The 22,302-nt window shown below is 72.6% G+C and carries 16 protein-coding genes and 2 pseudogenes; 9 read left to right on the forward strand and 9 right to left on the reverse strand.

From position 1 onward, the window contains the following. The first annotated feature begins 3 nt into the window (after nucleotides 1–3). Both ACTFAP_RS28505 and ACTFAP_RS28510 read left to right on the forward strand, forming a co-directional pair. The gene (locus tag ACTFAP_RS28505) at nucleotides 4–1,575 is read left to right on the forward strand and encodes an alpha/beta hydrolase (protein WP_500467816.1); all 1,572 of its coding nucleotides are present in this window, start codon (nucleotides 4–6) and stop codon (nucleotides 1,573–1,575) included. A 234-nt stretch (nucleotides 1,576–1,809) separates the two neighbouring features. After that, nucleotides 1,810–2,367 carry a DUF1648 domain-containing protein gene (locus tag ACTFAP_RS28510; RefSeq protein ID WP_500467817.1) on the forward strand — a complete coding sequence of 186 codons (558 nt, stop codon included), beginning with the start codon at nucleotides 1,810–1,812 and terminating at the stop codon, nucleotides 2,365–2,367. Nucleotides 2,368–2,579: 212 nt separating this feature from the next. On the opposite strand, the gene ACTFAP_RS28515 is transcribed toward ACTFAP_RS28510, so the two are convergent. The 7 genes and pseudogenes from ACTFAP_RS28515 to ACTFAP_RS28545 all read right to left on the reverse strand — a co-directional run. Then, nucleotides 2,580–4,553 carry an ATP-binding cassette domain-containing protein gene (locus tag ACTFAP_RS28515; protein ID WP_500467818.1) on the reverse strand — a complete coding sequence of 658 codons (1,974 nt, stop codon included), beginning with the start codon at nucleotides 4,551–4,553 and terminating at the stop codon, nucleotides 2,580–2,582. Between the two features lie 202 nt (nucleotides 4,554–4,755). After that, nucleotides 4,756–5,352 carry a DUF998 domain-containing protein gene (locus ACTFAP_RS28520; RefSeq protein ID WP_495682972.1) on the reverse strand — a complete coding sequence of 199 codons (597 nt, stop codon included), beginning with the start codon at nucleotides 5,350–5,352 and terminating at the stop codon, nucleotides 4,756–4,758. Nucleotides 5,353–5,574: 222 nt separating this feature from the next. Further along, nucleotides 5,575–6,030 (reverse strand): SUKH-4 family immunity protein, encoded by a 456-nt coding sequence (locus ACTFAP_RS28525; RefSeq protein ID WP_500467819.1) that lies wholly within the window; start codon nucleotides 6,028–6,030, stop codon nucleotides 5,575–5,577. A gap of 184 nt (nucleotides 6,031–6,214) precedes the next feature. Then, nucleotides 6,215–8,518, reverse strand: a complete 2,304-nt coding sequence (locus tag ACTFAP_RS28530) for a protein kinase domain-containing protein (RefSeq protein ID WP_500467820.1) — start codon at nucleotides 8,516–8,518, stop codon at nucleotides 6,215–6,217. Nucleotides 8,519–8,529: 11 nt separating this feature from the next. After that, nucleotides 8,530–10,860, reverse strand: a complete 2,331-nt coding sequence (locus tag ACTFAP_RS28535) for an outer membrane protein assembly factor BamB family protein (RefSeq protein WP_500467821.1) — start codon at nucleotides 10,858–10,860, stop codon at nucleotides 8,530–8,532. A 107-nt stretch (nucleotides 10,861–10,967) separates the two neighbouring features. Further along, entirely contained in the window at nucleotides 10,968–13,055 is a 2,088-nt protein-coding gene (locus ACTFAP_RS28540; protein WP_500467822.1) for a serine/threonine-protein kinase, read from the reverse strand. Nucleotides 13,056–13,186: 131 nt separating this feature from the next. Continuing rightward, nucleotides 13,187–13,420, reverse strand: a pseudogene (locus ACTFAP_RS28545) (cation transporter); the annotation flags it as partial. Between the two features lie 185 nt (nucleotides 13,421–13,605). On the opposite strand from ACTFAP_RS28545, the gene ACTFAP_RS28550 reads away from it, so the two are divergent. The 4 genes and pseudogenes from ACTFAP_RS28550 to ACTFAP_RS28565 all read left to right on the forward strand — a co-directional run bounded on the left by ACTFAP_RS28550 (nucleotide 13,606) and on the right by ACTFAP_RS28565 (nucleotide 16,830). Further along, nucleotides 13,606–15,096, forward strand: a complete 1,491-nt coding sequence (locus ACTFAP_RS28550; RefSeq protein ID WP_495682977.1) for an RICIN domain-containing protein — start codon at nucleotides 13,606–13,608, stop codon at nucleotides 15,094–15,096. 217 nt (nucleotides 15,097–15,313) lie between these two features. After that, the gene (locus ACTFAP_RS28555; protein ID WP_400009104.1) at nucleotides 15,314–15,547 is read left to right on the forward strand and encodes a hypothetical protein; all 234 of its coding nucleotides are present in this window, start codon (nucleotides 15,314–15,316) and stop codon (nucleotides 15,545–15,547) included. Then, nucleotides 15,544–15,825: a hypothetical protein gene (locus tag ACTFAP_RS28560; RefSeq protein ID WP_495682978.1), complete on the forward strand. Its 282-nt coding sequence runs from the start codon at nucleotides 15,544–15,546 to the stop codon at nucleotides 15,823–15,825. Before ACTFAP_RS28555 ends, ACTFAP_RS28560 begins: the two co-directional genes overlap by 4 nt. Nucleotides 15,826–16,252: 427 nt before the next feature. Next, nucleotides 16,253–16,830: pseudogene (locus ACTFAP_RS28565) on the forward strand (dihydrofolate reductase family protein). Here the strand turns inward: ACTFAP_RS28565 and ACTFAP_RS28570 are convergent. Beyond that, the gene (locus tag ACTFAP_RS28570; protein ID WP_500467823.1) at nucleotides 16,812–17,522 is read right to left on the reverse strand and encodes a helix-turn-helix domain-containing protein; all 711 of its coding nucleotides are present in this window, start codon (nucleotides 17,520–17,522) and stop codon (nucleotides 16,812–16,814) included. The pseudogene ACTFAP_RS28565 and the gene ACTFAP_RS28570 overlap by 19 nt on opposite strands. A gap of 347 nt (nucleotides 17,523–17,869) precedes the next feature. Here ACTFAP_RS28570 and ACTFAP_RS28575 point away from each other — a divergent pair, with 347 nt between their 5' ends. Continuing rightward, nucleotides 17,870–18,556, forward strand: a complete 687-nt coding sequence (locus tag ACTFAP_RS28575; RefSeq protein ID WP_500467824.1) for a ribonuclease FAU-1 family protein — start codon at nucleotides 17,870–17,872, stop codon at nucleotides 18,554–18,556. Between the two features lie 95 nt (nucleotides 18,557–18,651). Here ACTFAP_RS28575 and ACTFAP_RS28580 read toward each other — a convergent pair whose 3' ends face one another. Further along, nucleotides 18,652–20,133 carry an ATP-grasp domain-containing protein gene (locus ACTFAP_RS28580; RefSeq protein ID WP_500467825.1) on the reverse strand — a complete coding sequence of 494 codons (1,482 nt, stop codon included), beginning with the start codon at nucleotides 20,131–20,133 and terminating at the stop codon, nucleotides 18,652–18,654. 321 nt (nucleotides 20,134–20,454) lie between these two features. Between ACTFAP_RS28580 and ACTFAP_RS28585 the strand changes: the two genes are divergently transcribed. Together ACTFAP_RS28585 and ACTFAP_RS28590 are read left to right on the forward strand one after the other, a co-directional pair. Next, complete coding sequence (locus tag ACTFAP_RS28585) at nucleotides 20,455–21,495, forward strand: chitinase (protein ID WP_400009112.1); 1,041 nt, start codon at nucleotides 20,455–20,457, stop codon at nucleotides 21,493–21,495. Between the two features lie 224 nt (nucleotides 21,496–21,719). Beyond that, entirely contained in the window at nucleotides 21,720–22,283 is a 564-nt protein-coding gene (locus ACTFAP_RS28590; protein ID WP_500467826.1) for a dihydrofolate reductase family protein, read from the forward strand. Nucleotides 22,284–22,302: the final 19 nt, after the last annotated feature.

Genomic DNA, 22,302 nt, shown 5'->3' on the forward strand with positions numbered 1-22,302 from the left:
AACATGCGTACCCGTCCCCCCATCCACCGAACGGCGGCGCTCGGCGCGTCACTGCTGTTGGTGGGAGTGCTCGGAGCCTGTACGTCGGCGAGCCCGGACGATCCCCCGCAGGGGTCCCCGACCGGGTCCTCGGACCCGCTGGGGCACTTCTACGAGCAGGATCTGGCCTTCGAACCGTGCGAACCGTACGCGACCAAGCCCAGCGACGAGGAACTGTTCGCGGACGAGCAGTTCGAGTGCGCCCGGATGGAGGCACCGCTGGACTACGACGACCCGGACGGCGAGACCGTGTCGATCGCGCTGCTGCGGTCGCCGGCGAAGGGGGAGCCGGTCGGATCCCTGCTGACCAACCCGGGCGGCCCCGGATTCCCGGGAATGAACTTTGCCGCGCTGATCGCCCTGCTGAACCCCGAGAGCCCCGTGGCGGAGCGGTTCGACCTGATCGGTTTCGACCCGCGCGGCGTCGGCGCGTCGCAGCCCGCCCTGGACTGCTACACCGACGCCGAACGTGATGACCTCGCGATGTCGGAGAAGCTCCTTCTGGGCGGCTGGACGGCCCAGGACGTGCGGCAGTGGATGGAGCAGTGCGCCGAACGCTCCGGGGGAGAACAGGTCCTCGCCCACGTGGGCACCCGGGACGCCGCGCGCGACATGGACGTCCTGCGCGCGGTGCTGGGGGACGACCAGCTGAGCTTCCTCGGCACGAGCTACGGCTCGCGGCTGGGGGCCGTCTACGCCGAGATGTTCCCCGAGAACGTCAGGGCGCTGGTCCTCGACGGGGCGATGGACCCCTACGCGAACACCGCGGAACGGCGTGCATCGCAGTTCGCCGGCCTGCAGCGCTCGTTCGAGATGATGGGTGCCTCCTGCACGGAAGAGGCGGACTGCCCGCTGGGTTCCGACCCCGAGACGGTGACCGAACGGTTCCAGGACATCGTCCGCCCGCTGATCGAGAACCCGGTCCCGGCCGGCGACGGACGCGAACTCGGCTTCACCCACGCGATCGACGGGGTGATCGCCGGGCTGTACGCGAAGTCGCGCTGGCCCGACATCATCGAGGGAATCCGTGAGATCGGGGACGGGCGCGGTGACACCCTGATAGGGCTCTACGACGGCTATTACGAGCGGGACGCCGATGGCAGCTACAGCAACTCCATCGAAGCCACCCAGGCCATCAACTGCCTGGACGAGGACCGGCACACCGCCGAACAGGAGACGGCGCTCCTGCGAGCGACCCTCGCCGCCGCCCCCTTCCTCGACCCAGGCCTGCCGGTCGCCGAGACGCGGAACATGTGTGAGGCGTGGCCCGTCGAGCCGACCCTCGGCTACCCCTACGCCATCGAGGTCGAGGGGCTGCCCGACACCCTGACGGTCACCGTCACCGGCGACCCGGTGACCCCGTACGAGGGCGGCACCCGCCTGGCCGAAGCGCTGGGCGGCAGCCTGCTCACCGTCGAGGGCGAGCAGCACGGCGTGGCCCTGATCGCGGGCAACGCGTGCGTCGACGACATCGTCGCCGACTACCTCATCAACCTCACCTCCCCGCCCGCCGACGCCCGGTGCACGCTGGAGTGACCCACGGGACATGAGCCGCCGGGCCCTCCTCCCTCGCACCCCGCACCCGGGCGAACATGCCCGAGGTGCGGGGCGCGAGCGGTCGTGAACGGCGTGCGTACCCGCCGGCCCACGGCACCGGCGCGGGGCCACGTCCCACCCCCGCCCGCACCCCCGAGACCTGACCGCCCTGAAGGCGCCGCATTACCGTGGGGCGGGAACGAGCGGCGGACAAGGACACGGGAGGGGACACCCATGAGGGCCGACACGGGGCGGCGAGGGGGAACGTGGTGGTGGCTGGCGCCCAGTCTGCTGCTGCTCGGCGGCATGCTGGCGTGGGGGCTGCTGCGCTACCCGGAGATACCCGACCGGGTCCCGCAGCACGTCGGACCGGGCGGCGTGGACGCGTGGTCCGACAAGAGCGTGGGCAGCGTCTTCCTGCCGGTGTTCCTCTACGCGGGGCTGACCGCGGTCATGGCCGGCTGCGCGGCCGCTGTCGTACGCAGCACGCCGCTCGACGCGCTGCCCGCACCGCGGGACCAGTGGGCACGGGCAGCGGCCACGACGAGTGGCCGCCCGGCCACCGCCGCTTCCGCCCGCCAACTGGCCAGGGCGCTGCTGATGACGAACGCTCTCCTCGGTGTCGCCCTGCTGCCGCTGTGCTGGGTGCAGTGGCGCGCCGTGCAGACTACGGAGGTCGCCGCCTGGACCTGGATCGTGGCGCTGGTCGCCTTCCTGCTGTCCCTGGTGCCTTCGGGCCTGGCGTGGTGGTCGGACGCGCGGGAGCGGAAGACGGCCCCTCGGACTTCCTGACCGGCCTCGCGAGCGACTGCGCACGGCGGGGCGCCGCACCGTGAACGGCGACGCCCCGGCCCCGGCTCCGGTTTCGGCTCATGATCGCCCCGGGCCAGGTGGCGGACGGGGAGACCCGTCCGCCACCGTGTCACCGAGCAGCGGCGCTGACGCGCCCCGCGGGTGCGCCCGGGTGGGCCACCCCGGCCACTCGCCGCCGAGCGGGCCAACCCCTAGTCACTGGTGCGCTGTTGCAGCTTCCACAGCGACTGGAAGAGGCCGGGTTCCCGGGTGAGCCGGTCGTACGTTCCCTCCTGAACGACGCGACCCTCGTCCAGGACGACGATCCGGTCCGCGACGGCCACGTTGGCCAGCCGGTGGGTGATGAGCAGCACCCCCCTGTCCTTGGCCAGCTCCCGCAACCCGGTGAAGACGCGGTGCTCGGCACGGGCGTCGAGCGCGGCGGTCGGCTCGTCCATCACCAGCAGCGACGTCCGGCGATAGAAGGCCCGGGTGAGGACGATGCGCTGCCACTGCCCGCCGGACAACTGCTGCCCGCCGAACCACTCGGAGGTCAGCAGCGTGTCCAGCCCGGACCGCAGCTGGGGGAGCATGCCGTCCGCGCCGGACGCCTCGCACGCCGCGAGCACGGCGGCGTCGCTCGCGTCACCCTGACCGAAGGTGACGTTGTCCCGCATGCTCAGCGGCAGGCAGGTGAACCGCTGCGGCACCAGCGCCACGTGCTTCCACGCCTCCCACGGATCCAGCGCGGTGGTGGCGGTGCGGTCCCACGCGACGGTTCCCGACGTCGGCAGCAGCAGACCGCACACCAGCCGGGAGAGCGTGCTCTTGCCGGATCCGTTCTCCCCCACCAGTGCGACAATCTCGCCCTTGCGTACCTGGAGGGACACGCCGCGAAGGCTGTCCCGGGACGCACCGTCGTACCGGTAGGTGACATCGCGCACCTCGAACCGCTCCGGAGCCGCAGGCAGGACGGCTGTGCCACGGGAAGCGGTCATCGCCTGGCCGTGGGCGTTGTCCAGAAAACGCTGCCAGTCCTGCACGTACCAGCCGGTGCGCACCAGCCGTGCCCCGCCCTGGATGACGCCACGCACCGAACCCGTCGCCGTCTGGAGAGCGAGGACCGCGCCGCCCCCGGACGCCAGGTCCATCCGGCCCGTCGACAGCAGCCACAGCAACGCTCCCCACACGGTGGCCGAAGCGACGCCGCCGGCCGCCGCACCGCCCAGCCTCATCCACGCACCGGTGTCGGCGGCACGGCGCTCGGAGGCGTTGACGGAGGCGGCGAGCCGCCGGTAGCGGCCGGTGAGGAAGGGCCCGGCCAGACAAGCACGCATCTCCTCGCTCGATTCCATGTAGGCCATGTGCCAGCGCAGCTTGGCCAGCATCCGGCGCCGGCCGGAGGTCTCCAGACCTGCCAGGTACAGCACGCGCGCGGCCCGTACGTACGCGGCGGCCTGGGGCAGGCAGGCCAGCAGCAGAAGGGGCAGGAGCACGGGGTGGAGGATGGTCAGGACGGCCGCACCGGCGGCGAGCGTCGCCGTGGAGGCCAGGACGTCCTGGGCCTCCTCGATCAGGTCGGGGGTGACCTGGGCGCCCCGGTCGGCGATGTCGTAGGCGTCGTTGTAACCGGGCCGGTTGTTCGCCGCGAACTCGGCGCCGAGGGCGGCCTCGATCATGGTCAGCTCCGCGGCCCGGGCGAGCACCGGCCGCAGGCGCCCGGTCAGCCAGGTGACCGCGACACCCAGCAGCGCGCGCAGCCCCGCCGCCGTGGCGATCACCGCCAACTGGGGCGCCGCCTCCCACAGTCGGTCGGTGATGTCCCCCGAGGAGATCAGCGCGGTGATCGTCCCGGTCACCGCCAGCAGCCCCATCGCCGCCAGCACCCCCGTGCCCACCTGACAGACCAGCAGCCCGGCCGCGGCCACCCGGTCCACCTCCCACGCCATCCTCAAGGACCGCAGCACCAGCGCGGGAAGGCGCCGCGCCATCGTGCCGGTGGTCAGTTGAGCGCCCGCCCGGAGCCGGGACTCGTCCCGGTACAGAAACTCCTCCTCCGGCACCGTGCCCGCGTGCGCCGCGGGTACGGCGGTGGCCGGGGCGGAGGGTTCTCCTTCAGGATTCTTCGCTGTCCTTGCCGAGGTCACATCAGCCTCCCGTTCGTCGGTCGTGAGGCTCAACGACATGCCCCGACTTTCGAACGCCTGTGTTTGAGTCGGACTCGCTGTCCGCGCCGCCCCGGACATCGGAGGGCGACGTCCGGCTGCTCCCTTGCGGGACAAGGGCGCGGCGGCCCGGCCGAGATGGCCGAAAGGCAGACCTTCGGGGTCATGACCCGCCATGTCGCATGGAGGCATGACAACGCCTGCCCCCCACAGGCCGCGCCGGTCAGGCCGCGTGGGCGAAGAGGAGTCCCAGCCAGAGCCAGCCGGTGACGATGACGACGCGTTGCACGAGACCGGTGCGGGGGTGATCGTCCTCCCACGCCTGCCCGAACAGACCCGCTCCGACCAGGACGACCAGCGCCGTGAGGACCGAGTACCCCTTCCACCCGGCACCCGGCAGGACGAACACGGCGATGATCACGGCGAGGGGCAGCAGCCCGAAGACCGCCGCGCCGGCCCAGTCGTGCCGCTGGTGTGCCGTTGACGTGTGGTCGGGGGTTCCCTCCGCCGTACCGGGGGGATATCCGCGCATCGCGTCCATGGGATAGATCCCGGACGCCACCAGCGCCACCCCGAACAGGGCGATGACCAGGGCGAGCAGAACGCTGTCGACGGCCCCCGCGAGTGCCACCGCGCCCGCTGTGACGGTCACGCCGCAGACGATGAAGTTGGCGTTCTGGATCCAGCCCCGGTCACCCAGCGCCAGCGCGCTCACCGCATGCCGCACGGGCCGGTACCCGGGACGGGTCCAGCCGTCGACGAGAAAGGTGACGACGAACAGCCAGCACCCGAGGGCGCCGAGCCACAACAGGAAGGTCACAGGGTTCCTCACCCACGGACGGCGGACAGCCGCCCGCGGTGTCGACGGCGGAGCGCGGCGGCCCGGGACGGTGCGGCGGCATCTTCCCGGTGCGCGGTGGGGGCAAGCGGTCGAGGAGCGGGCCGGACCGCCCGAGCGATCCCGAGAACCTCCCCCGGATCACGGCCATCACAGCGCACTGCCCGACACGGACCGCCGTCCGCGCCGCTGCCGAGCGCACGCTCAGCCACCCATGCCGTAGCCCAACTCCTCGGCGGCGACACACCAGAAGGAATTCTCGTCGGCGACCGCCGCCGCGTCCAGTGCCGCGAACCGTTCCAGCAGCGCGTCGGTGAGGGCGTCAGCGGCCTGCTCGGCCAACTCCTCCCCCTCCTCGCCGTCTTCGTCGGGGCCCTCGTACGCGTCGGCCTCGGCAGCGGCCTCCTCGTAGGCCCGGGTGAAGGCGACGAACGCCTCCACGCCGGAGTTGACCAGATGGGGCACGCCCTCCTCCGGCAGGCCCCACAGCGAACCGTCGGACCGCCGTACGCCCAGCGCGCTCAGCCCCGGATCGAGCGCGACCACGCCGTAGCGCACGCCGCCGACCGTACGCTCCGCGAAGGGGGAGCCCTGCCACGTACCCGGGTACGGGCAACTGACGCACCCGGCCAGGGCCGTGGCCATCTCCGTGTCATCCATGCCGGAAACCTAGCTCCCGCCACTGACAGCGCCGCCCGCGCCCGCACCGCAGGTCGCACGCCTGTCGGGAAAAGGGGCGGACGGAGCGGGGGAGGGGCCGGCCGCGCGCCCTTCGCGGCCCCCTCCCTCGCCCCCTCACCCCCCGGCCGTCACCGGCCGCGCGCGAGGCCCCGAGGCCCTGCGCCTACAACGGCAACGCCCGGATGGTGTCCCCGACATGGACGTAGAGGCGATCCTCCGTCACCACGGCGCTCACCTCGGAGGAGTACCCGTCACTCTCCATCAACTGCCAGCGGAGCTCGCCCGTCTCCCCGTCGAGCGCGACCAGGGTGAGAGCGCCGGAGATCGTCGGGAAGACCAGACCCCCCGCGGACACCGGCCCCGCGGGCGGCGGCTCCATCCGCTCCCGGTCGGATTCAGGTACCCAGGTCCAGCTGGTGCCGTACGTGGTCAGGTCGATGGCGTGAACCGCGCCCATCTGGTTGAGGTAGGCGGTTTCGCCCACCACACACGGAGTCCCGTACCGCGCCCGGTCCGCATACCCGTACCGCTCGGCGGCCTCCGCCAGGTCGGGGTCCTCGTCCGGGACCAGCGACCAGCGGGAGTCACCGGTCGCGGCGTCGAGGTGGAGCAGCCCCCGGCCCGCGATCAGCACACTGTCGTCGGGCAGGGCCGTGATCCTGCGGTCCGGCGGCTCACTGTAGAACCGGTCCCCGCCGGCCATGTGGTCCACCAGGCCCGCGCCCAGGTCGCGTTCCCACCCGAGACGGCCGTCGGACACGGCGAAGGCGTGCACCCGGTCCCAGCCCAGCAGGATGAAGTGGCCGCCGGCCGCGACGCCTTCCACCCATCCCTCGCTGATCATCGGTACCTCGGCCCGCCACAGCACGGAATCGCTGTCGAGGTCGTAGGCCACCACCGGCTGCGGACGCAGCCGGGCCTCGTCCTTGTCCGCGGCGTCCGGGTCGTGCCCCACGACACAGACCGTGCGCCCGGAGACCGCGACGACCGGTGTCCGGTTCATGAAGAACGTGTTGATATCCAGACCGGTCGACACCCGGGTGCTCCCCGTCCGCGCGTCGACCAGCCCGAGCCCTCCTCCGGCCCCGGGCAGCCGCTGCACGATGACGGTCTCCCCGTCGGGGGTGACCACCGGCTGGTCACCGCCGACATCCGTCACCGTCCACCGCACCGAGCCGTCGTCGGTGGCCAGCCCGTACATCTCCCTGCTGAAGATGCCGGGGGCGGTGACCAGCGTGCCGTCGGCCGGCACCGGCCGTCCCCAGGTGTCCAACCGCCCCCGGTGGGTCCACAGCGGCGCGGGAGCGGCCCACTTGCTGTCGGCGGAGGAGGGCGAGGGGGACGGGGCACCGGGACCGGCGCCCGCCGCCGTTTCTCCGGTACCCCGGGTGAGCCGCCCGGCGGCGTACGCGACGGCCGTGCTCCCCGCCGAGACTCCCAGGACACCGGCGGCCCCCAGCAGCACGGAACGCCGTGACGGGCCGCCGCCCCCGTCCGGGACGACCGTCGCGTTCTCCTCCACCCGCAACGGCCGGGGCAGGAGCGCGTCATGAGTGGCCCGCAGCCTGATGTCCGTCAGGACGGGCGGCGGCAGGCAGTCGGCGAACGTCATGGCGCCCGGCCCGCCGGACAGTTCCCGCCCCAGCTCGCCGGCGGTGGGTCGGCCTTCGGCGGCCGGGGCCAGGCACCGTGCCAGCAGGGACCGTACGGCGTCGTCGTCGATGCCGTCGAGACGGGGGGCCTCGTGCCGGGCCCGGAAGATCAGTTCCTCCGGCCGGCCCTCCCCGAAGGGCCCGCTGCCCGTCGCGGCGAAGACGAGCACCCCCGCCAGGGCGAAGACATCGCCGGCCGGGGTCGCGGGCCCGCCCTCGGCCTGTTCCGGCGCCAGGTACCCGGGGGAACCCAGCGCCTGCCCGGTATCGGTGTGCCGCTGTTCGCCGGCGAACGCGGAGATACCGAAATCGATGAGCCGGGGTCCGTCCAGCGCGGCGAGCACATTGGACGGCTTGATGTCCCGGTGCACGAGACCGGCCCGGTGAACGGTCAGGAGTGCGTCGGCCAGCTCAGCGCCCAGGATCCGCACCGCCGGGAGCGGCCACCGGCCATGCCGTTCCACCGCTTCCCGCAGCGTGGGAGCCGGTACGTACGCGGTGGCCAGCCAGGGCCGCTCACTTTCGGTGTCCGCGTCGATCACCGCGGCGAAACGGCGCGAACCCGGCGCCGATCCCTGGAGATCACGCATCGCCCGTACCTCGGAGCGGAACCGCTCCCGCGCCTGTGGCCGCGCGGCGTGCGCCGGGTGGACGGCCTTCAGCGCGGCCGTGCGCCCCTGGGGCGAGCGGGCCAGATAGACCGTGCCCATGCCGCCCGCGCCGAGCCGGGCCAGCAACCGCCACGGGCCCAGCCGCTCGGGGTCGGTGGACAGCGGCAGCAGCCGCCCCGCGGTACGTGTGTGGTGAGTCGTCATGGTCCGTCCCCTCACCGCACCGGCAGCCCGAGGGCCACCCAGCCGTTCCAGGCCACCGACATGTCCTCGGCGGGAAGTGTCTGCCACACGGCACCCGTCGGGGCCGGCGAGGTGACCCCGAAGCGCCACCGCGGTGCGCCCGTCAAGGTGTCGAAGGCGAGGATCTCGGACGTGAGACCGACCAGCAGCGTGGAGCCGGAGGCGCTCGCGTGCAGGTGCGGAACGCCGGGCTCCGTCTCCGGCGCGGCGACGGGGTGCACTTCGGTGCGCCACAGTTCCCCGGGATCGTCCAGGTCGAAGCCGAACACCGTCCGGTCCTCGTGCGTCAGCAGCAGGATCTCCCGGGTCCCGCCGTCCTCCTGGTCGACCAGGATGGAGCGGTGCATGCGTGGCAGGACGTCGTCCGCGCCCAGCCGGTGCGCCCACAGCTCCTCGCCACCGTCCAGGTCATGGGCGCGCAGTTCGTTGCCCAGCAACGTCAGGATCCAGCGGCGTGCCGCGTGGACGGAGAACGTGTCGAAGTCCGGGAAGTCCGGGAAGGTCCGCTCGCTCTCGAGTTCCCCGTCAGCGACCCGGTGCACGTTCACCTGGAACTCGCCGGTGAGCATGCTGAGCACCACGACCATGTCGCCGACGATGCGGAACTGGGTCTGCCCTGCCGTCCCCCGCAGGACCAGGTGCCAGCGTTCCGCCCGCTCGGCGACGTCGTACCCGGCCAGTCCATGCGTCTCCCCGCTCCCGTCCCCGTCGGTGACGACGAGCAGCAGCGTGCCCTCCTCGTGGGCGCTGTGGAGCGACCGTACGCGGTGTCCGTAGAAGCCTTCCGAGGCATCCGCGTAACGGTCCTCCGCCCAGCGGGGGCTGCCGGTCGCGGGATCGAAGACCGTGATCCGCTGATCGCCGCCGACGGTCGCGATCACACCGTCCGCGACCTCCACCAGGTGGGTGTCCGCCACCAGGGACTGTGCCGCACCGAGGTCGTCGCGGCTCCACAACTCCTCACCGGTGCGCAGATCCACCCCCGACACGACGGAGGTCCCGGCGAACACGGCGACACCGCTGTCGTGGATCAGCGGATCGGTGGAGGTGTCGGCCGCGCTGCCGTCGTAGCGCCACAGCGCCCCCGGGGCCGTGCCCTCCGGCGGCTCGGCCACCACCGGGGCGTCGCCGTCGACCGGGTAGGGGTCGGTGAGCGCCCGCATTCCGCCGCCGCGCCCGACGACCCAGCCCGCCACCGTACCGGCGCCGGCCAGCAGACCCGCGGCGGCGGCCGCCGCGAGTACGCCCCGCCGGGTCCGGCCCCGCTGCCCGGCGCCCCCATGGCCGGCCGGCCCTGGTACCGCAGTTCCCTGTCCGTCAGTGGTCGTACCGTCAGTTGTCGTACTGTCGGCGGTCGTACCGCCGGCCGCCGGTCCGTCCGTGTCCGGACCGGCCGCGCGGGGTGCCTGACGCGGGGGCGCCAGCTCGTAGGACGTCACGTCGGCCGGGGCCTCCTCCGGCGCTCCACCGGAATGCGGCGCCCCCTCGTTCAGGGTCCGCTCCGCATGCTCCGTCAGCAGGGAGACGACCGCCGGAGGCAGGGGCACCGGCGCCCCGACCTCCTGGTGCCGGGCCGCGAGTGCCGAGCGGAACTCCGCCAGATCCGGGCGGGACGCGGGCTCTTCCCGCAGAGAGCGGGAAACCAGGGCGCCCAGGGGCGGCGGCAGCGTCTCCGGCGTCGTACCGCCGGTGGCGGCGAAGACGAGGAGCAGCCCGAGATCGCGGATGTCGTCGGCGGTGTTCCGCTCGGCCCCCGCCGCGCTCAGCCCCGTGAGCCGTGGACCGTCGGCGGCGAGCGCGACCGTCGAAGGGCTCAGGATGCCCAGGCCCAGGCCGGCGCCGTGCAGCGGGGCCAGCGCGTCGGCCAGTGCCACGCCGAGGGCGGCGGCGGTGCTCGCCGGAAGGGGCCCGTCGGCGTCGACCACCTCGCGCAGCGGCAGAGCGGCGGCCGGATGGCACGCCACCCAGGGGACGTCCGCGTCGAGATCGCTCGCCACGATTCCCGCCACCCAGGGGGAGGCGTTCGCGGTCAGGGTGATCAGTTCCGCCTCGCGGCGCAGCAGATCACGGGTGTTTCGCTCCCCGTCACCGCCGGGTGCGGCGGTGAGGAGCGTGACCCGGTGCCCGTCCCGCCGGGACACGGCGAGGTGGCGCCGCACTCCCTCGACGGGCAGCGGATCGTCGGCCAGGATCCGGTACCCGCCCGGCGTTGCTGGCGATCCCGGCGTCCCGGGGGGTCCTGCCGCGGGCGCCGCCGTGCCCCCGTTCCCCCGGCCGTCGTTCTGTGATGCCTCCGTGGTCATCCATTCCCCCTACGTGTGACGCGCCGAGCGCGTTTCTCATCTCCCGGGCCACGTCGGGATGGTCGGTCCCCCCGCGGCACGGTGTCTTGTGGCGGTTCCCCGCCCGGTCACAGCACCGGCATCGCCATCAGGGTGCCGTCGTGCAACAGGAACACCCGGTTGTCCGCCCCGGACATCCGCCACTCGCCCGCCCCCGGGCGGGCGAGCGACCAGGCGTTCATGCCGTCGCTCAGCCTGGCCGCCGTGACGCCCGCTCCGTCCGTCGGGTCCCACACCGCCCACACGCTGTTGTGCTGCACCGTCGGAGCCTGCGGTTCCGGACCGTGGAAACCGATGGCGAGGACCCACAGCTCGCCGCCGTCCTCCCGGCGACGGCAGGTCAGTTCGGCACCGTGCCCGGCGTACAGGCGGTCGTTCGTCACCGTCGCCGAACCCCACGACTGTTCCCCGCGCGCCGCGTGGGACCACTGTTCCGATCCGTCGGCGAGCGCGACCGCTGTCAGGGCGGAGCCGGCGAGATAGGCCGTTCCCCCGTGCACCGCCGGAACGGGCACGGCACCGGAGACCGCGTCCGGCCGGCTCCACACCGCCCGGCCGGTCCCCGTCGCGAGCGCGGAAACCCCCGAGACCCCCGACACCAGCAGCATGCCGTCCCCGGCCACGGCCGCCAGGTTCTCCGCGTCCCAGTCGCCGGGGGCCGCCGACGCGAGCGGTACCGTCCACAGCACCTCCCGCGTCGCGAGCTCCACCGCCCGCAACTGCCCCGACCCGCTCAGGCAGTAGACGGCGGTGCCGTCCACCGCGAGCAGGCTCTGTGCCCCGGTGTCCGCCGTCCAGGCCCGCTCCCCGGTGGCGCCGGCGAGCGCGATCAGGGCACCTTGCCCGTCCGTCGCCAGCAGCAGCGGCCCGCCTTCTCGCTCCGCGTCCCCCACGACGAGCAGCCCGGCGGCGGGGTCGGCGCCCGGCTCCGTCCACGCCTGCTCTCCGGCACCCTGGACCCGGTAGGCCGCGAGCCCTCCGCCGGGCGCGGCCACCGCCACCACATCGTGCACCGGGACGGGCGCAGGTGAGGCGGTGTCAGCCGCCTCCGGCAGCGTCCAGTACGGATCGGGGGGACTGCCCGTCGCGCCCTCACCCAGCGGCTCGGCCCGCCACGGCGGTCCGGCCGGCCCGCCGGCACCCGTGCCGTCCCCGCGCGTCAGCCACCACGCGGCGGCCCCTGCCGCGACCGCCCCACCGGCGGCCAGCGTGGTGAAACGGCGCCGGCTCAGGCCCTTGACGTCGGGTTCACCCCGTCCCGCACCGCTCTGCCGCACCGCCTCCGTGCGTGCGGCGATGTCGGCCGCCAGCGGTCCGGTCAGCCAGGGACGTGCGGCCCGGCGTGGGGGCGCGAGTTCCCGGATCAGCTCCGGCAGGCCGGGCCGACGGTCGGCGTCCTTGGACAGACACCGCTCCAGCACCGGGCGCAGCGCCTGCGGCACCCCCGTCAGATCCGGTTCGCCGTACACCACGTGGTACTGGATCGCCGCCACCTCCTCGCCGGTGAAGACCGGCCGGGCACTGGCGGCGAAGGCGAGGACGACCCCCAGGGAGAAGACGTCACCGGCCGGACCGGTCCGCCGGCCGAGCACCTGCTCGGGGGCGGCGTACCCCGGCGTCGCGGGAATCCGTCCGGCGACCGTGAGCGTCAGCCCGTACTCGGGTCGCGCGATGCCGAAATCGATGACCCGCGGGCCCTCGGAGGTCATCACGATGTTGGCGGGCTTGAGATCACGGTGCACCAGGTTCGCCCGGTGGATGTCGCGCAGGGTGGCGGCGAGGTCCGCGCCCAGCCTGCGTACCGCTGCCTCGTCGAACGCGCCGTGCCGCACCACCGCCTCACCGAGCGTCGGCCCGGCCAGGAACTCGGTGGCCATCCAGACCCGGCCGTCCGCGCCGGTCCCCGAGTCGAGGACCCGTCCCACGCCGCGACTGCGGACCGCCCGGGCCGCCCATGCCTCGCGCTGGAAGCGCCGTGCCGCGCTCTCCTCCTGGGCCAGTTCGGGCAGCAGCACCTTCACCGCCACGGGGCGGTCCGAGCCGTCCCGGCCCAGATAGACCTTGCCCATGCCGCCGGCCCCGAGCACCCCGACCATCCGGTACGGCCCGAGCTGCCGCGGGTCATCGTCTCCCAGCGCCGGAACATCACGATCCATCAGGTCATCATAGGAAGCGCGGAGCTGGCTTCTCCCACCCCTCGACCTTCGCTCCACCGGGCTGCCCCGCAGGCCCGCCCTCCCCGTCCCGCCGTGCACCGGCGGGCAGCGGTCAGAAGGCGAGGACCGGCGACGGTGCCCGCGTAGATCACGATCAGCAGCACCCCGTCGAAGCCCAGCCGCCACCAGCCCCGCTCCTGCCGCACCAGCAACCCGCCGAGCAGCACGGTGGTCATCACCAGCGCACTGGCCGTCAGAAACAGCTCGTCCGGCTGCGCCGTGTGGAAGAGCGAACCACCCCGGTACGCGATGTCGCCGATCACCAGGTTGAGAACGGCGAGGCAATTGCCGCCGATGACCGCCGCAATTCACCATCGCGCCATCACGCCACACCGATTGACGGCATGGGGCCCCTTCACTATGTTCCGGACATCGCCGTGGAAGCGCTCCCACGCAGGTGGTGACCCACCCCGCCGCGCACCCTCGGCCGGATGCTCCGCCACACTCCCAGGTCTTCGGCGCGCTCAGGAATTGAAAGGATTCACCTCCCATGGTCGCTCCCGCCGTGCACCTCTCGGACCATCCCCCCGGCCGCGCCGCCCCCCGCCGGCGGCTGGCGCACCTGCTGGCCGCCGGACTGCTCCTCGTGACCGCCCTGCTCACCGGCGCTCTCCCCGCCGCGGCCACGCCCTCGGCGGCCGCCGTCCCCTCGGACGGCGGGGTCTACCGGCTCGTCGCCTCGCACAGCGGACGCTGCGTCGACGTCCCCGGCGCCTCCCGGGACAGCGGTGCTCCCCTCCAGCAGTGGAACTGCACGGAGAACTCCACCTGGCAGCAGTTCACCCTGACCCCCGCCGGCTCGGGGCGGTACCAGCTCGTCAACGTCAACTCCGGGATGTGCGTGGACGTCACGGGCGGTTCGACGGCGGCCGGCACCCGGCTGCAGCAGTGGGGCTGCGGCGCGGGCCAGACCAACCAGCAGTGGACACTGACCGCGACGGGCGGGGACACCTACCGGATCGCCTCCGTCCGCAGTGGCCTGTGCCTGAGCGCGACGGGCTCCGCCGCCGCCAACGGGACCGCGATCACCCAGGAATCCTGCACCTCCGACGCGGCCCGCCGGTGGACCTTCCTGCCCGTCGCGAGCGCCTGGCCGGACCGGCCGGAGGGGTTCGCCTCGACCAATGGTGGAACGACCGGGGGCGCGGCCGGCAGCACCGTCACGGTCACCACCTTCGCCGACCTCAACCGGTACGCCACCGCCTCGGAGCCGTACGTGATCCGGGTGGCCGCGCCGATCACGGTGACTCCGTACGGGCACGAGATCCGGGTGGCGTCCAACAAGACCGTCATCGGCGTCGGAACCCAGGGCCACATCGTGAACGGCGGTTTCTTCCTGGGCACCGGCGTCAGCAACGTCATCATCCGCAACCTCACGATCCGGGACACGCGGATGCCCGACGACGACCCGGGCGACGACCTCTACGACTACGACGGCATCCAGATGGACACCGCCGATCGGATCTGGATCGACCACAACCGGATCGAGCGGATGAACGACGGGCTGATCGACAGCCGCAAGGACACCACGAACCTGACCGTGTCCTGGAACATCCTCAGCGAGGGCAACAAGTCCTTCGGGATCGGCTGGACCGACAACGTGAGCGCCCGCATCACCATCCACCACAACTGGATCCGCGGCACCAACTCGCGCAACCCGAGCATCGACAACGTCGCGTACGCCCACCTCTACAACAACTACATGCAGAACGTGACCGGCTACGGAAACTACTCGCGGGGCGCCTCGCGCACGGTCATCGAGAACGGGTACTTCGAGAACGTCAAGGACCCCTACTACCGGGACGCGACCGCCTCCCTCACCCAGACCGGCAGCATCCTGGTGAACTGCACGGGCAAGCAGCAGACCGGCGGGACCACGTTCCGGCCCGGTGACCACTACTCCTACACCCTCGACCCGGCGTCCGAGGTCCCGGCACTGGTCCGCGCGGGCGCGGGCCCGCAGAGCACGATCGGCACCTGACGGCACGGCGCCGGGATCCGGGACACCACTCCGGATCCCGGCATGCCGCACCGCATCCCGGCACGCGGAGATCCGCACGGCGGCCGGCACACCGCACCCCCGTCCGACGGACGGACACCACACGGCCGGTCTCCGGGACGAAGAGCCCCGTTCGGGTTCCCACCTGCCGGGTAGCCATTAGGGTGGAGGGAGACTTCAGGTCGAAGGGAGCGCGGGCGTGGACATTTCCAGGACTCCGGATCCGACGGTGGCCGAGGTGATCGCCATGCAGGATCCGGGCGACCGCGAGGCCTGCCGATCCGAGCTGGAGGCAGCCACCCCGGCCACCTTCTCCAAGATCTACCGTCGCTGGTGGGCGTACGGGCTGCTCGCCCAGCGGGACGGACGCGTCGAGCGGTACGTCCAGGCCCACCGGGGCGGCGGCGACTGGCGCGAGATCAGCGCCGCGTGACCGCACGCTGGGACATCTACACCGACCCAGAACTCGAACGGCAACTGGCGAAGGAGTCCGGCCCCGCGTGGGCCGCTCTGCGCGCCCTGGTCACCGAACTGGAATGGCGGGCCGAACACGTCGGCCGCCCCCTCGGCTATCCCTGGCCCCAGGAGATCCGGCGCGCCCCGATAGAGGACGACACCATGGTCTTCGGTGCCATCGAGTACGTCCTGGAATCCCGCAGCCGCCGCATCGCCCGCATCCTCGACATCCGCTGGCTGCCCACCGTCCCGTGATCCGTGGCCGGACCGCCCGGCCCCACCACGGCGTCCACGCCGTCCGCCGACCTCCGCAATCGGCCGGAACGTGACCTCGCCCAGGCGGCCCGGACCCCACCGATCCGCTGACAAGCGGCCCCCGCGCGCTGTTGGCACACCCCGGAAACGGCCCGCCGTGACGGGGACCCTCCCCGGCTCCTGTGTCCTCCTCATCACCCCGGAGCCCCGTACGAGCCGGACACCCCCAGGGGCACGAGCACCGTCCCGGCTGCGTCGCGATCACGAGCTGACCGAGCCGGGGGAGCGCCGGTCCCAGGACCGCCGCGACAGCCGGCGATCCCGGCATCGCCCGCGCGACGCCCCTGTCGTTTCCGTCCAAGACGACCGGCGCGAGCGCGAGCTAGCGTGAACGCACCAGCTCACCCGATCATGAGGAGTCCGCACCATGCGTCGCCTGGTCTACACCGGTTTCATGTCCCTCGACGGCGTCGTGGACTCGCCCGGCGGCGGGCCGGGGGAGGGGCACCGCAGCGGCGGCTGGGTGGTGAACGACCTCACGTTCGTTCCCGAAGCCTGGTCGCTGAAGGGCGAGGAACTCGCCGACACGACCGCGCTGATGTTCGGCCGCCGCAGCTACGAGGCGTTCGCCCCGGTCTGGCCCGGCTCGGCCGACCACGCCGACTACAAGGAACTGCCCAAGTACGTGGTGTCGACCACGCTGTCCGACGACGCCCTGGTCGACGGGTGGGGGCCGACGACGATCCTGCGCTCGACCGAGGACATCGCCGCGCTCAAGCAGAGCGAGGGCGGCGCGATTTTCGTCCACGGGAGCGCGGAACTGGCCGCACGGCTGTCGGACGCGGCCTGATCGACCAGTACAACCTGCTCGTCTTCCCGGTTCTGCTCGGTGCGGGCAAGAGCCTGTTCGGCCGGGCCGACCGCGACAAGCAACTGCTGACCCTGCGGGAGTCCGAGAGCTACGCCAACGGGATCCTGAAGCTGGTCTACGACGTCAGGCGCTGATCCAGGTCGAGAGCGATCGCACCACCGGCCCCTTCGCGCAACTGCCTGCCGGTACGCCCGACATACGTGCGCAACGCCCGGGCCAGGTGCGGCTCGTCGAAGTAGCCGAGCCGGGCGACGACATCGGCGGCCGGCGTGCCGGCGGCCAGCAGCTCCGCCGCCGAGCGGACCCGCTCGATCTGCCGCACCGCTCCCCGAGTCAGCCCGGTGACGGCACGGAACCGGCGTTCGACCGTGCGCCCCGACATGGCCGGACGGTCCCCCCGCAGCACGTCGGCGACCAGCGGGTCACGCCCCACGACACCGGCCCGTACGAGACGCCCGACCAGGGCCTCGGCGTCGTCGGGGCCGGGCGTCTCCCAGCTTGCGCCGTCCCACCGGAACGCCCGCCGCGTCGTGTCGGGGAGCTCGATGCCGCCATCGACAAGCGCCGGCGTGGGCACGGCGCGCAACGCGGTGCCCACGGCGAAGTCGATGCCCGTGAAGGTCGCGCCCTCCGGCACCGGCGCCGTGCCGGCCCGGGTCTCGGGACCGGTGATGCCCGCGTGGGCTCGCCCGTTCCGTTCCCAGAACACCAGGCCCCAGCGCACCCCGGCGACGGACGTCATCGCCGTGACCCGGTCGCTGGTGCAGGTCCACACGGAGTCGACCCACGGCGAGTCGGACCCGCGCGTTTCGAATCGCAGCTCCACGGGCGGCAGACTACGCGGCGCCGGGAGGCCGCCGGAGCTCACCGCTTCAGCCGGCCCCCGCCCGATCCGCCGGCGTACCCACACCGGAGCACCGGAGCCCATGCCCCGTCCGCCGTTGTGCACGCCCCGGGCAGGACTGAGAGTCCCCACCCCCACCAGGGCGAGAACCGGCCACGGTCGACGCGGGCGCACCTAGGCCGGTGTGTGGCTACCAGCCGCCACCGGAAAGCGCGGGCCCGGCCAACATATAGCCCCCGTACGGCGGATTGCCCACCTGGCCCGGCGCGCGCTGGAGTGATGACCCCACCCGCCGGACCTCCCGGCCGGGGCCGGTGAAGGAGGACGCGATGCACTGTTTCGAGACGGGCCGGACCGTCGTACGGCGTGAGGTGCACCGTTCCGGACGGCTGTGGAACGAGCAGGCTCTGCGCGTCATCGAGGACACCGGCGAGGCACTGGTGACGGCCTGCACGCCGGGGGCCGAAGCCCGGTGGCCCGCGCTGTATCTCAAGGCCCGCAGCGACGGCGACCGTTCGGTCCGCACGGAGGCATTCGACGCGATGGCCACCGGTACATGGGATCTCGCGCCCGCGGCGTGGCAGGACACCGACCTGCTGCTGTGGAAACCGCCCGGGGCCTGGTTCAGCGTCAACGCCTTCTACCGTTCCGACGGCCACGGCCGGCGGCTGCGCAACTGGTACGTCAACTTCGAGCGGCCCACCGTCCGTACCGCGTCCGGGTTCGACACCTTCGACCTCACCGTGGATCTGCTCATCGCCCCCGATCTCACCAGCTGGACGTGGAAGGACGAGGACGAGTACGCCCACGTGCGGCGGCTCGGCATCGTCTCGGACGCCGAACACCGGGCCGTGGACGCCGCCCGCGCCGAGGTCCTCGCGATGCTCGCCGCACGCACCGGTGTCTTCGCACACGCACAGCAATGGGCCCGGTGGCGGTGGCAGCCGCGGTGGCCCACACCGCGCCTGCCGCAGCGCGCCGCGGCCGGTGAGACAGCGGTACCCGAAAGCCGCTGAGACACGGCGGAACGATCGCACCGACCCGCAGCGGACGCCCCCGGTTCGGACGCCCATCAGGGAACGGGGGGCGCCGGAGTCACGGGGCGCCGACGTCAGGAGTGGCGCGCGGCAGGCGACCCCACCGTACGTTCGCGGGCGGAGGACGCGCCGGACCCACCGTCCGGGGACCGGTACGCGAAGACGGGGACGAGGTCGGCGCCCGTGCGCACGTTGAGGAGCGCGGTCCCGGACACCCGGCAGATCACGCCGGCCGCACGCTGGTCGTAGAGATACGGATCGGTGCTCTCGCCACACGCGCTCAACCGCATCCGTCCATCGCTGAGCCGGGGGTAGAGGGCGGTGGGCAGGGGGACGCGTTCCTGCAGCACATACGGACTCGCCACCGCGCGCTCCAGGGCGTCGTCCCACTCCTCCCCGGCGGTACGCCATCCGCAGACCACCCCCGTGCCGCCGTAATCGTCATTGGGTTTGAGAACGAGTTCCTCCCGGTGACGGCGGGCGAAGGGCAGGAGGTCGACTTCACGGTCGCGAAAGGTGGTGATGCCCGGCTCGACCCGTCGCGTCCACGGAACGTACGCACGCGCCACGGCCACCTGCCCCGGGTCGATGAGGCCGGCGGTGCGCGGATCGCTCAGCAGGGCGAGGACGGACTTCTTGTGCGCGAGCAGACTCGCGAGAGGATTGACCATCACACACACTCCCGCCGCCCAGCCACGCACGAGCGGGTGATCGGTGAACGGCGCCGGGCCGCGGGCCAGCAGATCGGCGGTCACCGCACGCCGGTGGACGACGGTGATCCGCCACGGCCTGCCCGCCCGGTCGCGCGTGTGCAGTCCGTGCCCGGTGTCGTGGCGCAGGTCATCGGGCGAGCACACCACCACCGGCACACGCTGCCGCCGCAGTTCGGCGGCCAGCGAGCGGAACTCCCATGCCAGGCCGTCCTCCCAGTCGACGATCGCCACGCGGGGCACCCCGCCGGGCCGGCCGCCCCGCTCCCAGGCATCGATCAGGCTGGACGCCATGGTCCGGTGGGTGGGCTCGGCGCGGACCGGATGGTCCTGGACGAATGCGCGCATCGCCGGCGAGCCCAGGTGGATGCCGGCCAGCGTTTCCTGCGAGAGGACGCCGCCGGGGCTGTGGGCGTTCAGCTCGACGAACACCGGGGCCCCGCCGGTGAGAAAGCCGTCCAGGCGGGCGTGAGGACTGAGCACACCGGTGACCCCGTGCCGCGCGGTCATCTCCACCAACTCCCGCTCCGCCGGGGTCAGCATCAGGATGTCGCGCACCACCCGCCCCTCCCGGCCGGGCTGCAAGGCGATCGCGGCCAGACCCTCCAGGGCCCCGGCCACCACCGACGCCGCGACGCCGGTCCGCCGCACCGTGGCCGCGTCGACAAGTCGCGGTCGCAGAAGCCGCGACAACGGCCGCCCCCGGGTGTGGAGCCCCGCCGCCCGCTGGGCACCGACCAGGTGCCGGTGCGTGGCCCGCGCGAGACCTGCGTCCCCGAGCAGCTCATGGAACCGGTCCACGAGCGCGTGCCCCGTGGGAACGGCGGAATCCTCGGGCACGGACACGGAAGCTTCCCCCTCCACCGAGCAACTCCGGGCTGTGCGGGCACGGCAGTCGCTGACAGCACGGCCCTGTGCAGCGTGCACGTCGCTCGCCTCCCGGGACGGAAGACCTTCCCGACCGCACCCGAAAGGGTGAACCGGACGTTGTCGTCACCCCGTTCCCCGAAGTCCGCGTCCAGGATCGCGACGCGTCCGTGAACCAGAGGCCCCCGCCACACAGGAGTTGACCGCCCCATTGACACGAACAGTGGTCTGGACCAACCTGAGGACCCATCGGTGGCCACCGTTCCTCCCGTATCCCCCACACTCGTTACGGAGGCAGGAGTGGACAACACCCGTACCGTCGGCGCTCGCCCCACGCGTCGCCGACCGCTCTCCCTGGTCCTGGGTGCCGGCGCGTTCGCCGGTGTCCTGGTCACCACCGCGCTGAGCGCCGGAGCCGGCGCCACGGAGCCGGCCGGGCAGTCCCCGGGTGCCCAGCAGGTGCCCGGGCACGCGGTGACCGGCTACTGGCACAACTTCGACAACGGCTCGGTGCTCCAGCGGCTGGCCGACGTGCCCGACGACTTCGACATCATCGCGGTGTCCTTCGCCGAATCCACCGCCGTCCCCGGCGAGATCGAGTTCCATCTCGATCCGGTGCTTGGCTACGCCTCCGACCAGGAGTTCAAGGACGAGATCGCCTCGAAGCAGGCCGACGGGAAGTCGGTCATCATCTCGGTGGGCGGCGAACTCGGGAACGTGGCCGTCAACGACCCGGCCTCCGCCGACGCGTTCACCCGCAGCACGCTCGCCCTGATGGACGAGTACGGCTTCGACGGCGTGGACATCGACCTGGAACACGGCATCAACGCCACCTACCTGACCCAGGCCATGGAGGGCATCCACGCGGCCACCGGCGACAGCCTCGTGTACACCATGGCGCCGCAGACCCTGGACATGCAGTCCACCGGCTCCCAGTACTTCCAGCTGGCGCTGAACACCAAGGACTTCCTGACGGTGGTCAACACCCAGTACTACAACAGCGGCACCATGCTGGGCTGCGACGGCCAGGTGTACGCCGCGGGCACGGTGGACTTCCTCACCGCCCTGGCGTGCATTCAGCTGGAGAGCGGGCTCGACGCCTCCCAGGTCGGGCTCGGCGTCCCCGCCTCGCCGAACGCGGCGGGCTCCGGCTACGTCGCCCCCGGGGTCGTCACCGACGCACTGGACTGCCTCACCCAGGGCGTCAACTGCGGAAACTTCGTGCCGGACCGGACCTACCCCGGCCTGCGCGGAGCGATGACCTGGTCCACCAACTGGGACGCCCACAGCGGCTACGCCTGGTCCTCCGTCGTCGGACCGCACGTCCGGGGCCTGCCCTGAGCTGACCCGGTCCGACCACCGCCCGCCGAAAGCGTCCGACATTGGTGTGGACCTGTAGGCGGGCGGTGCTCGGATCACGTGCCATCACCACTGCCGCCACCGAGGTGCTCCCCGCGCGACGAAGGTCGTGTGCGGTGACGCCGACCAGGAGTCCCGCGAGCCGCGATGAGTTCGGCGGCGTCCGCCGGTCATACTGTCGACCCCGTGACCGAGGAGGACTTCTGGTGCGCAGCGTGACCTACTCGATGAGCGTCTCACTCGACGGCTACATCGTCGGACCGGACGGCGGCTTCGACTGGACGACACCCGACGAGGAGATCTTCCGCTTCTGGATCGACGAGATCCGGGACGTCGGCGTGCATCTGATGGGCCGCCGGTTGTACGAGACGATGCTGTACTGGGAGACCGCCGACCAGGATCTGTCGCTGGACGCGGCGTCCCTGGAGTGGACCGCGTTGTGGAAGCCGCTTCCCAAGGTCGTGTTCTCCAGGACGCTGTCGGAGGTGCGGGGCACGGCCCGGCTGGCCTCGGCCGGCCCGGCGGAGGAGATCGAGCGGCTGCGCGCCGAGCCGGGGACCGGCGACATCGCGATCGGCGGCGCGACCCTCGCCGCCGAGGTCGCCGACGCGGGCCTGATCGACGAGTACCGGGCCATGGTGCACCCGGTGCTGGTCGGCGGCGGCGTTCCGTTCTTCCCCCACCACGAGCGCCGGGTCGATCTCGAACTCGTCGAGACCCGCACCTTCAGCTCGAAAGTCGTCTACCTCCGCTACCGCGTGGCGCGGTGACCGCTCATCGTCCGTTCCC

This window comes from Streptomyces sp. PH9007 (assembly GCF_059813725.1).

Coding starts and splice junctions, on each gene's coding strand:
- ACTFAP_RS28505 (WP_500467816.1), top strand. CDS start 4: ATGCGTACCCGTCCCCCCATCCACCGAACGGCGGCGCTCGGCGCGTCA.
- ACTFAP_RS28510 (WP_500467817.1), top strand. CDS start 1,810: ATGAGGGCCGACACGGGGCGGCGAGGGGGAACGTGGTGGTGGCTGGCG.
- ACTFAP_RS28515 (WP_500467818.1), bottom strand. CDS start 4,553: ATGTCGTTGAGCCTCACGACCGACGAACGGGAGGCTGATGTGACCTCG.
- ACTFAP_RS28525 (WP_500467819.1), bottom strand. CDS start 6,030: ATGGATGACACGGAGATGGCCACGGCCCTGGCCGGGTGCGTCAGTTGC.
- ACTFAP_RS28530 (WP_500467820.1), bottom strand. CDS start 8,518: ATGACGACTCACCACACACGTACCGCGGGGCGGCTGCTGCCGCTGTCC.
- ACTFAP_RS28535 (WP_500467821.1), bottom strand. CDS start 10,860: ATGACCACGGAGGCATCACAGAACGACGGCCGGGGGAACGGGGGCACG.
- ACTFAP_RS28540 (WP_500467822.1), bottom strand. CDS start 13,055: ATGGATCGTGATGTTCCGGCGCTGGGAGACGATGACCCGCGGCAGCTC.
- ACTFAP_RS28550 (WP_495682977.1), top strand. CDS start 13,606: ATGGTCGCTCCCGCCGTGCACCTCTCGGACCATCCCCCCGGCCGCGCC.
- ACTFAP_RS28575 (WP_500467824.1), top strand. CDS start 17,870: ATGCACTGTTTCGAGACGGGCCGGACCGTCGTACGGCGTGAGGTGCAC.